The sequence below is a fragment of the Banduia mediterranea genome (assembly GCF_031846245.1).
GTDB classification, from domain to species: Bacteria; Pseudomonadota; Gammaproteobacteria; order Nevskiales; family Nevskiaceae; genus Banduia; species Banduia mediterranea.
This window is the reverse complement of sequence record NZ_JAVRIC010000019.1, coordinates 48,837-61,614: the sequence shown is the minus strand read 5'-3', so window position 1 is coordinate 61,614 and position 12,778 is coordinate 48,837. Positions and strand designations below refer to the sequence as shown.

Sequence of the window (12,778 nt, the reverse complement as noted above, 5' to 3'; positions counted from 1 at the left end):
ACCAGGCATGACTTGCGTCGGTTGCCGGTCGCTTCAAAGCACCCTATCCGCTACCATCGACGCGTGTCGTGGTCAGTGCTCGTTAAGCCCGCGCTGCTAGCGTGGCCGCCACTTCAAGGCCTAGGGTCACTCATGCACAAGCGAATCTGCGTACGTCTGCCGCGGCTGCTGCCAGCGGTGCTGCTGCTCGCACTGATGCCGCTGTCGGTCTGGGCACAGGACGCATCGAACGATCCGGAGCCGGCGCCGCAGGCCGAGCAGGCCGAGCCCGCCGACACCTATTCCCAGAAAGAGGTGATGGACGCGGCGCGCGGGTTTTTCGGCAACGTCACCGAGGGGCTCGCCAAGGGCGTCGAGCGCGTGTTCCAGGATCTGGGCGAACCGGTGGGGTATATCGCCGGCGAAGAGGTCAGCGGCGCCATCGCGGTCGGCCTGCGCTACGGTCAGGGTTCGCTGAATTACAAGTCCGGGGGGCAGATGCCGGTGTACTGGACCGGTCCCTCGATCGGTTTCGATCTTGGCGGAAACGCGTCCAAGGTGTTCACGCTGGTTTATGACCTCGAACGCACGGCCGATCTGTTTCAGCGTTTCCCGGCAGTGGATGGCAGCTACTATTTCGTGGCCGGCGTCGGCGTCAACTATCAACGCACCGATGGCATCACCCTGGCCCCGATCCGCACCGGTGTCGGGCTGCGCGCCGGAGCCTCGATTGGCTACATGAACTACACGCGCAAGAAGACCTGGAATCCCTTGTAGAAAGGCGTGCGAGACCGTCCAGGAAACGCGGCCTCGCTGGCCGCGTTTTTTTCTTCTTTTTCGCCAGCAGCCGAGCGGGCGCGGCTCAGTCTGAGGCGGTGTCGCCAGGCGTTCGTGGCACGATCCAGCCCCGTTGGCCGGGCACTTGGATGATGTCGACCTCGATGCCGTAGAGCCGGTGCAGGTGCGCCGCATCCATCACCGCGGTCGGCGTGCCGCCGGCCAGAACACGACCGTCGCGAAGCAGGCTGACGCGGTCGGCGTAGCGCAGCGCAAGATTGGGATCGTGCAGCACGGCGAGGACGCCCACGCCATTGGCAGCGAAGCGTCGCGCGGTCGTCATCAGGTGATGCTGGTGGGCCAGATCGAGGCTGGCCGTGGGTTCGTCGAGCAGCAGATAGCGCGGCCCGGAGGGCAGCGGTTCCCAGATCTGCGCCAGCACCCGGGCGAACTGCACTCGCGCTCGTTCGCCGCCGGACAGCGTCGTATAGCGGCGCTGCGCCAGCGCGCGAACGCCCGCAGCGTCCAGGGCCGAGAGCACGATCTCGCGCTCGCGCGCGGGCCCATGCCGAAGGCAGGGCTGGCGGCCCATCGAGACCACCTGCTCGGCCTTGAAGCCGAAGCGCAAGCGGTCCAGTTGCGGCAGCACCGCCCGGTGTCGGGCACGTTCGCGCGGCGGCATCGCGTCCAGCGCCTGGCCATTGAGCTCGACGCGCCCCGCCTGGGGACGCAGTTCGCCGCTCAAGGCTTTCAGTAGCGTGGACTTGCCGGCGCCGTTGGGGCCGAGCACCGCATGCACTTCGCCGGGCGTGAGGCGCAGCGAGACTTCGTGCAGCAGGCTGCGCTCACCGGCTCGGCAATGCAGTTGCTCCGCGACCAGGCTCAGCGTCTTGCCCTCACAGGGTTTCGTCATCGTTGCGGAATCGCAGCAGCAGAGCGATGAAGAACGGGCCGCCGACCAGCGCGGTCAGGATGCCGATCGGTAATTCGATCGGCGCCGCCACGGTTCTGGCGGCGGTGTCCGCCAGCGTCAGCAGGATCGCGCCCAGCAGCGCGGATGCCGGCAGCAGCAGGCGGTGATCGGGGCCGGCCCATAGTCTGATCAGATGCGGCACGATCAGGCCGACGAAGCCGATGACGCCGGTCAGGGCCACCGAGGCACCGACCGCGAGCACCACCAGAACCACCAGTCGGCGTTTGAGGCGTTCCACTGCCACGCCGAGATGGCCGGCTTCGGCTTCGCCGAGCAGCAATGCGTTGAGTGCGCTGGCATCTCGCGGAATCAGCGCAGTGCTCACGACCAGTACCGGCGCGGCGACCGCGATCTCGGTCCAGCTGGCCTTGCCGAGGCTGCCGAACAGCCAGAAGGTGAGGCTGCGCAGCGCAAAGTCGTCCGCAAGCTGCGTGAACAGGCCGATGCCGGCGTTGGCAACGGCGTTGATCGCAAGGCCGGCCAGCAGCATCGTGGCGACGCGGGTGACGCCGTCGGCCATGGACAGGCGCGCAACGGTCCAGGTCGCCACGGCGCCCCCAGCGAATGCCGCCAGCGGCAGCGAGAACGCGTAGGAGACCGGGCCGATGCCGGCGCCGAAAAACACGATCACCGCGGCGGCGCCCAGGGCCGCGCCGCTGGATACACCGATTAGCGCGGGATCGGCCAATGGATTTCGGAACACCCCCTGCATGGCGCCGCCGGAGGCTGCGAGCGCCGCACCAACAAGCAGGCCAAGCACGACCCGTGGCAGGCGAATCTGCAGCAGCGCCGCATTCTCGACCGCGCTCGGCGGATCGCCCCAGTGAATGCCGATGGCGTGCGCCAGGGTCGCCAGTACGCGGCCGGGCGGCAGCTCCAAGGGGCCGGTGGCCAGCGCGACCAACACCGCCAGCAGCAGGATCAGCGTCAAGCCCAGGCACAGCGGCAACGGGCGACGCCAGACCGGCTCCGCGAGCGCGGGCAGGGCATGCTCAGTCACCGTGAAGCGGTGTCTGGTGAATCGCGCGCGCCAGTTGCGTGGCGGCGATCGCCGGCTTGCGGCGCAGGCCCTTCAATCCGCCCAATTGCGGCAATACATGCTGCGGCACGACGATGACCTCCGGGGCCAGTTGCACGAGCGATTCTGCGGACAGGGGCTTGTAGCCTTCGAAGTCCTGGCCGACATTCTGACCGCCGGCCAGCTCTATCATCAATCCGGCATTGGGCAGCGTCTGGGCCTGCGGGGGCCACAGTGATGAGCTGTCGATGGCGACGACACCATCGCCCACACCTGGCGCGAACAGGGTTTCGGTCACCTGAGCGCTCAAGGAGACAATACGGTTCGCTTCCGCGAACGCCGGCAGGGTGGTGATCGTAAGCAGCAGTGCCAGCGCGCGTATCGAAAGGGGCGACATGGCTGGAGCCTCGTCTTCTACAAAAAAGACCCGCCGCGTCAGAGGGCGCGGCGGGCCATCGCAGAGTCTGCTTACATTGCGCTTGCGTGGGGGGAGATACCGCGCAGGCGGCGGACAGGGACTTCGGGCCGCTACTTGTTGAGGATCAGCTTGTCGTTACGCGTCAGTCGCAGACGGTATTCTTCGCCACGGTGTTCAATGACGAGTTCGCGGCCGTTCTGGAAAAGCTGTTCGGTGTGCAGGCGCGCATTGACGGCGTTGGATCGGTGGCCGGAAAGATGCAGCACGGTGTTGGCGGCGGTGGGCAATGGCATGTCGACGTCCTCGGCTGATTAAGTTAGATAATGATAACGATTCGCATTACCTATGCAAAGCACCGTTCGTCGGGGAGTACCTCGCCCCGGACCCCGGGATCGGGCTGCTATACTGTGCGGCCTTTTTTCGGGGCGGCTTGATCAGGTGAAGTAGCCGGCAGGCCGTTGCGATAAGAAGTTTTCCCGGCGAGAGTGGCGGAATTGGTAGACGCACTGGATTTAGGTTCCAGCGCCGCAAGGCGTGAGAGTTCGAGTCTCTCCTTTCGCACCAACGCGTTCGGCGCCGCTGAAGCGCCACCCCAATCAACTTGAAGAGCTTTAGACATCGATGGAAGTGCAGCTTGAGACTTCGGACGGCCTCGTCCGGCAGATGAAGGTCCGGATTCCGGCAGAGCAGGTCAGCAAGGCGGTGGATGCTCGTCTGAAGTCGATTGCGGCGCGCGCCAAGGTTCCGGGCTTCCGTCCCGGCAAGGCGCCGATGAAGCTGATCAGTTCGCAGTATGGTCCGCAGGCGCGTATGGACGTGGTCACCGACCTGGTTCGCGGTAGCTACCCGGAAGCCGTGCACAAGGCCGGCGTCAATCCGGCCGGTGCACCCTCGTTCGAAGTTACGGCCGAATCGCCCGACAACGAACTCGAATACACCGCCAGTTTCGAGGTCTATCCCGAAATCACCTTGGGTGCCTTGGACAGCCTTACGATCGAGCGTCCGCTGGTCGAGATCAGCGAAGCCGATATCGACAAGCTGGTCGACAATCTGCGCGGCAGCCGTCGCACGCTGAACGAGGTGGAACGCGCCTCCGTCGTCGGAGATGCCTGCGTCATCGATTTCATCGGCCGGATCGACGGCGAGGAATTCGAAGGTGGCAAGGGCAGTGACGTCGAACTGGAACTCGGCAGCGGCCGCTTCCTGCCGGACCTCGAGAACGGCATCGTGGGGCACTCGGTGGGCGAGACCTTCACGGTCGACGTCGCCTTTCCCGAGGATTACCGGGCCGAACAGCTGGCCGGCAAGGCGGCGCAGTTCGAGGTGACGCTGAAGAAGGTGCAGGAGCCGGTGCTGCCCGAGATCGACGCGGCGTTTCTCAAGGAGCACGGCATCGAGGCCGAGGCTGGTGTCGAGGGTCTGCGCGAAAAATGCCGCAAGGCCCTGGCCAAGGAGCGCGACAAGGCGGTCAAGAACCGCGTGAAGGTTCAGGCGCTCGACGGTCTGCTGGAAATGAATGACATTCCGGTGCCGCAGGCGCTGATCGACCAGGAAATTCCGCGCCTGCGCCAGGAAGCGGCTTCCCGTTTCAGCTCGGCCGGCCTCAAGCCGGAACAGCTCGATCAGATGCTGCCCAATGAAATCTTTCAGGAGCAGGCCAGGAAGCGTGTAGCGCTCGGCCTGTTGATCAGCGAAGTGATCCGCAAACTGGAGATCAAGCCGGACCCGCAAGGCGTCGAACGCGCCATCGAGGAACTCGCGGCTGACTACGAGCACCCGGAACAGGTTCGGCAGTTCTATCAGGGCCGACCGGATCTGCTGCAAGGCGTTCGTGCCCTGGCGCTGGAAGATCAGGTGGTCGCCGCGCTGGTCGACGGTGCCCAGGTCAGCGACAAGCCGATGGCGCTGGACGAACTGCTCGCCGCTCAGAACCAGAATCAGCTGGCATAAGGCCTTGGTCGGCCGCTGGCGCCTTCGGCCTGAGGATTTCCGAAGCCCGCCCCTTGATTTTCGCGATGCAACGCCGATAAATGCATATTAACCCGCAAGTCGCGCACCCGACTCCAGGAGATTCATGACAGACATTCAGACCCGAGCGCAGCATCTTGTACCGATGGTCGTCGAACAGACGCCTCGCGGAGAACGTGCGTTCGACATCTACTCGCGTCTGCTCAAGGAGCGCCTGATCTTCATCGTCGGTCCGATCGACGATCATGTGGCGAACCTGGTGGTGGCGCAGCTGCTGTTTCTTGAATCGGAGAATCCGGACAAGGACATCTATCTGTACATCAACTCGCCGGGCGGTGTGGTCACCTCCGGCCTGTCGATCTACGACACCATGCGTTTCATCAAGCCGGACGTGGCAACGATGTGCATCGGGCAGGCCGCCAGCATGGGCGCCTTCCTGCTGGCCGCCGGCGCCAAGGGCAAGCGTTTTGCGCTGCCGAATTCGCGTGTGATGATTCACCAGCCGTCCGGCGGCGCCCAGGGTTCGGCGGCCGACGTGGAAATCCAGGCGCGCGAGATTCTGTTTTTGAGGCAGCGTCTCAACGAAGCCATGTCCGAGGCCACCGGCCAGCCGATCGAGCGCATCGAAGACGACATGGAACGTGATTTCTTCATGTCCGCAGAGGGCGCCAGGGAGTACGGCGTGATCGACGAAATTCTGGATCGGCGGGCAGACACAGCCGTTTGACGGCCCGCTGGCGGGCATTGTTTTGCAAGTTCGTGACGGCGTGCTATACATGATCCGAGCCCGCGTGCGGGTCGGAAGAGGACTGCGATGAGTAACGATTCCAGAGGTAGTCACAACGGCCGCGTCCTGTACTGTTCGTTCTGTGGCAAGAGCGAGCATGAGGTCCGCAAACTGATCGCTGGCCCCTCGGTCTACATCTGTGACGAATGTGTCGATCTGTGCAACGACATCATTCGCGAGGAAGTACATGCCAAGCCGGCCCAGCAGGGCCTGCCCAAGCCGCATGAGATCCGTGCGGAGCTGGACGAGTACGTCATTGGTCAGTATCAGGCCAAGAAGGTGCTGTCGGTTGCGGTGTACAACCACTACAAGCGCCTGGGCGCGCGCGACCACAAGGATGGTGTCGAGCTTTCGAAGTCGAACATCCTGCTGATCGGGCCGACCGGCTCCGGCAAGACACTGCTCGCCGAGACTCTGGCACGCCTGCTCGATGTGCCGTTCGCGATCGCCGATGCGACGACGCTGACCGAAGCCGGCTACGTCGGCGAGGACGTCGAGAACATCATCCAGCGTCTGTTGCAGAAGTGTGACTACGACGTCGAGAAGGCGCAGCGCGGGATTGTCTACATCGACGAAATCGACAAGATTTCACGTAAGTCGGAGAACCCCTCGATCACGCGCGATGTCTCCGGTGAAGGCGTGCAGCAGGCACTGCTCAAGCTGATCGAAGGCACCATCGCCAGCGTGCCGCCGCAGGGCGGGCGCAAGCATCCGCAGCAGGAGTTCCTGCAGGTCAATACCGCAGGCATCCTGTTCATCTGCGGCGGGGCTTTTGCCGGGCTGGACAAGGTCATCCAGAATCGCAGCGTCAAGACCGGAATCGGCTTCAATGCCGCGGTCAAGAGCGACAAGGATGGGCGCGAGATCGGTCAGGTGCTGTCTGGCGTCGAGCCCGAGGATCTCATCCGCTACGGTCTGATTCCCGAATTTGTCGGGCGTCTGCCGGTAGCAGCGGTCCTGGAAGAACTCGACGAGGAAGCGCTGATGTCGATTCTGCGCGAACCCAAAAACGCGCTGGTCAAGCAGTACGCCAAGCTGTTTCAGATGGAGGGCGTCAGTCTCGAATTCCGCGAGGAGGCGCTGCGCGCGATTTCGGTCAAGGCCAAGGAGCGCAAGACGGGTGCGCGTGGTCTGCGCACGATCATGGAAAACATCCTGCTGGACGTGATGTACGAACTGCCTTCGATGGAACACGTATCCAAGGTGGTCGTGGACGAAGCCGTGGTCAAGGGCGAGTCCAAGCCCTATATCGTCTACGAAAACGCCGAGTCGACGAGGCGCGACGTCAAGACCAGCGCCTGAGGCGGAGCTGCGCAGATGCACGCAGATAGGCCGCACTTGATGCGGCCTATTTCGTTCCTGGCGGAGCCGCCATTCCACAATCGTATCGGTATCAACAAACGCACGGATCGCCGCGGTGCAGGGTTCGACTTGAATCGGACATCCGGGGCCCCCAAGAACAGGGTTCCGGCATACTCCTTGCCATCTGGTACCGCAGTGGCGGTCCCCCCATTTCGCATCGGCGGCCAAATGTCGTCCGGAGGAAGACAACGTGGAAAATAACGACCAGCTGGCTCCCGTTCTCCCGCTACGTGATGTTGTCGTCTATCCGCACATGGCGATTCCCTTGTTCGTGGGGCGCGAAAAATCAATCAAGGCGCTGACAGCCGCGATGCAGGACGACAAGCGCATCCTGTTGGTCGCGCAGCGCACGGCCGATACCGATGATCCCGGTGAAAAGGACATCTACGATATCGGCACGCTGGCGACGATCCTTCAACTGTTGAAGCTGCCGGATGGCACCGTCAAGGTGCTGGTCGAGGGCGTGCGCCGAGCGCGTATTCAGGCCATGCAGTCCGGAGGCGAATTCATGACCGCGCAACTCGATCTGGTCGAGGACGACGAGGCCAGTTCCGAGACCCGTGAGGTCGACGCGCTGATGCGTTCGACGATGGCGCAGTTCGAACAGTACGTGAAGCTCAACAAGAAGGTGCCTGCCGAGCTGCTGCCATCGCTGGCGAGCATGGACCAGCCGGGCCGGCTCGCGGACACCATCGCCGCGCATCTGAACCTCAAGCTTGAAGACAAGCAGAAGGTGCTTGAGATCGACGCCCCCAGTGCGCGGCTCGAACACGTCATGGGGCAGCTCGAAGGCGAAATCGACATTCTTCAGATCGAGAAGAAGATCCGCGGCCGGGTCAAGCAGCAGATGGAGAAGTCGCAGCGCGAGTACTACCTGAACGAGCAGATGAAGGCGATTCAGAAGGAACTCGGCGACCTCGAAGATGCGCCGAACGAAATCGAGGAGCTTGGCAAGAAGATCGAAAAGGCCGGCATGCCCAAGCTCGTCAAGAGCAAGGCGACCGCGGAGTTCAACAAGCTCAAGATGATGTCGCCGATGTCCGCCGAGGCCACGGTGGTGCGCAACTACCTGGACTGGCTGACCCAGGTGCCATGGAAGTCACGCACCAAGGCTCGCATCGACCTCGGCCACGCCCAGGAGATCCTCGACCGGGACCACTACGGTCTGGAGAAGGTCAAGGAGCGCATCGTCGAATATCTCGCGGTGACCAGCCGCGTTCGTAAGCTCAAGGGACCGATCCTGTGCCTGGTCGGCCCGCCTGGCGTCGGCAAGACTTCGCTGGGGCGTTCGATTGCCGAAGCGGTCAACCGCAAGTTCGTGCGCATGAGTCTCGGCGGCGTCCGCGACGAGGCTGAAATTCGCGGACATCGTCGGACCTACATCGGATCGCTGCCCGGCAAGATCGTACAGTCGATGTCGAAGGTGGGTGTGCGCAACCCGCTGTTCCTGCTTGATGAAATCGACAAGATGGCCATGGACTTCCGCGGCGACCCTTCGTCGGCCTTGTTGGAAGTGCTGGACCCCGAGCAGAACAACACTTTCAACGATCACTATCTGGAGGTCGACTACGATCTTTCGGATGTCATGTTCATCGCCACGGCCAATACGCTCAATATCCCCGGTCCCTTGCTTGATCGCATGGAAGTCATTCGAATCCCCGGCTATACCGAGGACGAGAAGATCAACATCGCGACGAAGTATCTGGTGCCCAAGCAGATCAAGAACAATGGGCTGAAGGGCGGCGAACTCGAAATCACCGAAGACGCCATACGTTCGATGGTGCAGCACTACACGCGCGAGGCTGGTGTCCGCAATCTGGAACGCGAGATCAGCAAGGTCGCACGCAAGGTCGTCAAGGAAATCCTGATGGATCCGACGATCGAACAGTTGACGGTGAACGAGCAGAATCTCGATCGATATCTCGGTGTTCAGAAATTTCGCTTCGGTCGTGCCGACGAGAAGAATCAGATCGGCCAGGTCACCGGGCTGGCCTGGACGGAGGTCGGTGGCGAATTGCTCACGATCGAAGCCGCGCTGGCCTCAGGCAAGGGCAAGCTCACACAGACCGGCAGTCTTGGCAACGTGATGCAGGAGTCGATTCAGGCGGCGCTGACCGTGGTTCGTTCGCGGGCGGCGGAACTCGGAATTGACGCGGAATTTCACCAGAAGAAGGACATCCACGTTCATGTGCCGGAAGGAGCGACACCCAAGGACGGTCCGTCCGCAGGCATTGGTATGTGCACGGCGATCGTCTCGGCCCTGACCGGTATTCCGGTCAAGGCCGAGGTGGCGATGACTGGTGAAATCACGCTGCGAGGTGAAGTGCTGCCGATCGGCGGGCTCAAGGAAAAGCTGCTGGCAGCGCATCGTGGCGGCATTCGTACGGTGGTGATTCCGCACGAAAACGTGAAGGATCTCGCGGAGATTCCGGACAACATCAAGAACAAGCTCAATATTGAGGCGGTTCGCTGGATCGATGAAGTCTGGCCATACGCACTCGAACGGCAGCCGGAACCGGCCGCGCCGGTCGAGCCGCCTCCCGCGGCCAGCAAGCCTGTTGATGAATCGGCCCGCGCACACTGAGTATTTTTCACAGTCCCGCATCGGCGAAAAGGCGGCGGCTTCGGTCGCCGTCTTGTTTTTGTGGGCGCCATGAGCGAAATAGGCGGAAAAAGGAAGATGATTCCCGCGCAAGGGGCTCGACAAACCGCAAGCCAGGTGGTAGAGCTAAAAAAACTCATGCAAACCTAGCATTGACGCGGGTTTGAGCGCGTGCGCTATACTCGCCGGGCCGTTCCGTACACGTCGATTCAAATGGTGCGAGATCACTCAATACGGGCGTGTTCGGACCCAACTTCCTGAAGTATTCACAAGTAGCCGTAAGGGGAACTTTACCTATGAACAAAGCAGAACTGATTGAGGCTGTTGCGACCAAGGCGGACCTGTCCAAGGCCGATGCCGGCCGTGCCCTGGACGCACTGTTCGAGTCCATCAGCAAGGCCCTGAAGAAGAACGACAAGGTGTCGCTGGTCGGCTTCGGAACGTTCTCCGTGCGCAAGCGTGCCGCGCGCCAGGGCCGCAATCCGAAGACCGGCGCAGAGATCAAGATTCCTGCAAGCAAGAATCCGACGTTCAAGGCTGGCAAAGGCCTCAAAGACGCTGTAAAGTAGCGCGCCTTCCAGGGGGTGCTGATTCGGGTGCTTAGCTCAGCTGGTAGAGCGTCGCCCTTACAAGGCGAATGTCGGCGGTTCGATCCCGTCAGCACCCACCAGAGATTTGTGCCGAAAACGACAAGAATAGTTTTCGACGGTACGAGCAGTTAGCTGTATTCGCGGAGCGGTAGTTCAGTTGGTTAGAATACCGGCCTGTCACGCCGGGGGTCGCGGGTTCGAGTCCCGTCCGCTCCGCCAGTTTTTCCAGGGCGCCGTCTACGGCGCCCTTTTCGTTTGAGTGGTCTTCATTTAGGTCGAGAGCCAATGCTGCAGTCGATGAAGGAACGGATGACCGGCCCCACGATCTGGGTCATCATGCTCATCCTGATCGTCCCGTTCGCGTTTTTCGGGGTTGAACAATTTGCCGGTGGTGGTGCCGACCCGACCGTGGTCGAGGTCGATGGCGAGAACATTACGCAATCCCAGTTCCAGCGTGCCTACCAGCAGCAGTATCAGCAGCTCGCGCAGATGCTCGGCGACAACTTCCGCGCCGACATGATCAACAACGAGGCATTCCGGCAACAGGTCCTGGATCAGATGATCCAGGAGCGTGTGCTGCGGCGTTATGCCGACGAGCGCGGCTACAGCACCTCCGACACCGACCTGATGGAGTACCTGCGCCAGATTCCCGCATTTCAGGATAATGGCAGCTTTTCGCCGCAGACCTACCGGGCGATGATCAGTCGCCTCGGCCAGTCCACCGACCAGTACGAAGCGTCTCTGAGTAATCGACTGGCGATCGAACAGATGCGCAGCGGCGTCTTGGGCAGCGCCTTCATCAGCGACGCCGAATTCGGCATCGACTATCGGCTGCGCAACCAGAAGCGGGCCTTGCGCTATGCGCGTTTCCCGCAGTCCGCCTACTTGGCACAAGCCGAGGTCGGGGACGATGAGATTCACGCCTACTACGACGACAACGCTTCGCGCTATCAGGCGCCGGAACGCGTGAAGCTGGCTTATGTGGAACTCGACCGGGACGCGTTGCCGCCCGCTGAGAAGCCCGCTGCAGACGTGCTCAAACTGATCTACGACGCCGAGAAAAGCACTCGTTTCTCAGAGCCCGAACAGCGCCTGACCCGGCACATCCTGATCAATTTCGGCGCCGACCGGGATGCCGCGCTGAGCAAGGCAACAGCACTGCGCTCCCGTGTGGCCGGCGGCGAAGACTTCGCCGAAGTCGCCGAGTCCGATTCCGATGACCCCAGTTCCAGTGACGAAGGCGGTAGCCTGGGCTGGGTGCGGCGCGGTCAATACGACGAAAGCCTGGAGGCCGCGATATTCGAGCTGCCGGAAGGCACGCTCAGTGAGCCGGTGGAGAGCGCATTCGGCTACCACCTGGTGCGGGTTGATGAGATTCGACCGGCGCAGACAAAACCGTTCGAAGACGAGCAGGTGCAGGCGCAGCTCGTGGACCTGTACCGCGCACGCGAGGGCGAAAAGCGCTTTACCGACCTTGCCGAGCTGATCGAAGACCAGAGTTTCCAGCACAGCGACAGCCTGCAGGCGGCGGCGGACGCGGCCGGCCTTGAGGTCAAGTCCACCGATTGGCTGTCCCGCGACGCACGGACCGGGGTGATGGCCTACGAGGCTGTGCGTGATGCGGCCTTCTCCGCAGAGGTGCTGCAGGACGGCGAAAACAGTCGCTTGCTGTCGGTTTCGCCCACCCGTGTGATCGTGGTCCGAAAGCTGGAGTACGAGCCGGCCCGCACGCGACCGTTCGAAGAGGTCGCGGACCGGATTCGCAGCGAGCTGAAGATGCAGGCGGCCAGAAAGCAGGCGATGGCAGCCGCCCGGGCCGCGATGAGCGCCGCGCGTGCCGACCAGACCCTGGATGCCGTGGCGGGCGAGGCCCAGGCGAGCATCGAAAGCCCCGGGCAGGTCACGCGCACGCAGAGCGGCGTCCCTCCCCAGGTGCTGGACGTGCTCTTCCGGATGCCGCGCCCTGCCGCCGAACGGCCCAGCTTCGAGACGGTGCAGCTCGAAAATGGCGATGCCATCCTGATCGCGCTCGATGGTGTCGCGGAGCCCGATCCCGCAGCGGTGAAGCAGGAGGTCCGGTCAGCCAGCCGCAGAGAGCTGAGCGAGGCGGCCGCAGGTGCAGAATTCATGGCTGTGATGGAAGCGGTTCGCCAGTCTGCCGATGTGAAGGTCGCCAGCGCACCGGCACCACTCGAGGCCCAGGAGTAAGTTCTTAGAGTGTTCGCCGACTTGGATCGGCAGCGGTTGTTCGAGCACAGAACGATCCGGCGCTCCGCTCGATTGGGGCTTGGATGCCGGATGTCC

General features: G+C 62.6%; 11 protein-coding genes and 3 tRNA genes. 10 read left to right on the top strand and 4 right to left on the bottom strand.

Going from position 1 to position 12,778, the window contains the following annotated elements:
- Window positions 1-132 precede the first annotated feature (132 nt).
- Window positions 133-756: a DUF1134 domain-containing protein gene (locus tag RM530_RS13030; protein ID WP_311365679.1), complete on the top strand. Its 624-nt coding sequence runs from the start codon at window positions 133-135 to the stop codon at window positions 754-756.
- Between the two features lie 85 nt (window positions 757-841).
- On the opposite strand, the gene RM530_RS13025 is transcribed toward RM530_RS13030, so the two are convergent.
- The 4 genes from RM530_RS13025 to hemP all read right to left on the bottom strand — a co-directional run bounded on the left by RM530_RS13025 (window position 842) and on the right by hemP (window position 3,452).
- Complete coding sequence (locus RM530_RS13025) at window positions 842-1,642, bottom strand: heme ABC transporter ATP-binding protein (protein ID WP_432276101.1); 801 nt, start codon at window positions 1,640-1,642, stop codon at window positions 842-844.
- Window positions 1,643-1,652: 10 nt separating this feature from the next.
- On the bottom strand, window positions 1,653-2,729 hold the full coding sequence (locus tag RM530_RS13020) for a FecCD family ABC transporter permease (RefSeq protein WP_311365674.1): 1,077 nt from the start codon (window positions 2,727-2,729) through the stop codon (window positions 1,653-1,655).
- Window positions 2,722-3,144 carry a hypothetical protein gene (locus tag RM530_RS13015; RefSeq protein WP_311365672.1) on the bottom strand — a complete coding sequence of 141 codons (423 nt, stop codon included), beginning with the start codon at window positions 3,142-3,144 and terminating at the stop codon, window positions 2,722-2,724. The genes RM530_RS13020 and RM530_RS13015 overlap by 8 nt, the downstream gene beginning before the upstream one ends.
- 131 nt (window positions 3,145-3,275) lie before the next feature.
- Window positions 3,276-3,452 (bottom strand): hemin uptake protein HemP, encoded by a 177-nt coding sequence (gene hemP / locus RM530_RS13010; protein ID WP_432276100.1) that lies wholly within the window; start codon window positions 3,450-3,452, stop codon window positions 3,276-3,278.
- Window positions 3,453-3,644: 192 nt separating this feature from the next.
- Here hemP and RM530_RS13005 point away from each other — a divergent pair.
- From RM530_RS13005 to RM530_RS12965, 9 genes are all read left to right on the top strand, one after another.
- A tRNA-Leu gene (locus RM530_RS13005) sits at window positions 3,645-3,729 on the top strand.
- Window positions 3,730-3,786: 57 nt separating this feature from the next.
- Window positions 3,787-5,115 carry a trigger factor gene (gene tig / locus RM530_RS13000; protein ID WP_311365667.1) on the top strand — a complete coding sequence of 443 codons (1,329 nt, stop codon included), beginning with the start codon at window positions 3,787-3,789 and terminating at the stop codon, window positions 5,113-5,115.
- A gap of 124 nt (window positions 5,116-5,239) precedes the next feature.
- A complete protein-coding gene (gene clpP / locus RM530_RS12995; protein ID WP_311365665.1) occupies window positions 5,240-5,860 on the top strand; it encodes an ATP-dependent Clp endopeptidase proteolytic subunit ClpP in 621 nt (206 codons plus the stop codon).
- Between the two features lie 87 nt (window positions 5,861-5,947).
- Window positions 5,948-7,222, top strand: coding sequence for an ATP-dependent Clp protease ATP-binding subunit ClpX (gene clpX / locus RM530_RS12990; protein ID WP_311365664.1), 1,275 nt, complete (start codon window positions 5,948-5,950; stop codon window positions 7,220-7,222).
- A gap of 313 nt (window positions 7,223-7,535) precedes the next feature.
- Entirely contained in the window at window positions 7,536-9,866 is a 2,331-nt protein-coding gene (gene lon, locus RM530_RS12985) for an endopeptidase La (RefSeq protein WP_432276099.1), read from the top strand.
- A 275-nt stretch (window positions 9,867-10,141) separates the two neighbouring features.
- A complete protein-coding gene (locus RM530_RS12980; RefSeq protein ID WP_311365710.1) occupies window positions 10,142-10,453 on the top strand; it encodes an HU family DNA-binding protein in 312 nt (103 codons plus the stop codon).
- Between the two features lie 25 nt (window positions 10,454-10,478).
- A tRNA-Val gene (locus tag RM530_RS12975) sits at window positions 10,479-10,554 on the top strand.
- A 62-nt stretch (window positions 10,555-10,616) separates the two neighbouring features.
- Window positions 10,617-10,693 (top strand) — tRNA-Asp (locus tag RM530_RS12970).
- A 66-nt stretch (window positions 10,694-10,759) separates the two neighbouring features.
- Window positions 10,760-12,682, top strand: coding sequence for a SurA N-terminal domain-containing protein (locus RM530_RS12965; RefSeq protein ID WP_311365662.1), 1,923 nt, complete (start codon window positions 10,760-10,762; stop codon window positions 12,680-12,682).
- The last annotated feature ends 96 nt before the right edge of the window (window positions 12,683-12,778 follow it).

What these genes read in the sequence shown, in the direction of transcription:
- RM530_RS13030 (WP_311365679.1), top strand. Translation starts at nt 133, where the DNA reads ATGCACAAGCGAATCTGCGTACGTCTGCCGCGGCTGCTGCCAGCGGTG.
- RM530_RS12965 (WP_311365662.1), top strand. Translation starts at nt 10,760, where the DNA reads ATGCTGCAGTCGATGAAGGAACGGATGACCGGCCCCACGATCTGGGTC.
- RM530_RS13015 (WP_311365672.1), bottom strand. Translation starts at nt 3,144, where the DNA reads ATGTCGCCCCTTTCGATACGCGCGCTGGCACTGCTGCTTACGATCACC.
- lon (WP_432276099.1), top strand. Translation starts at nt 7,536, where the DNA reads ATGGCGATTCCCTTGTTCGTGGGGCGCGAAAAATCAATCAAGGCGCTG.
- clpX (WP_311365664.1), top strand. Translation starts at nt 5,948, where the DNA reads ATGAGTAACGATTCCAGAGGTAGTCACAACGGCCGCGTCCTGTACTGT.
- clpP (WP_311365665.1), top strand. Translation starts at nt 5,240, where the DNA reads ATGACAGACATTCAGACCCGAGCGCAGCATCTTGTACCGATGGTCGTC.
- tig (WP_311365667.1), top strand. Translation starts at nt 3,787, where the DNA reads ATGGAAGTGCAGCTTGAGACTTCGGACGGCCTCGTCCGGCAGATGAAG.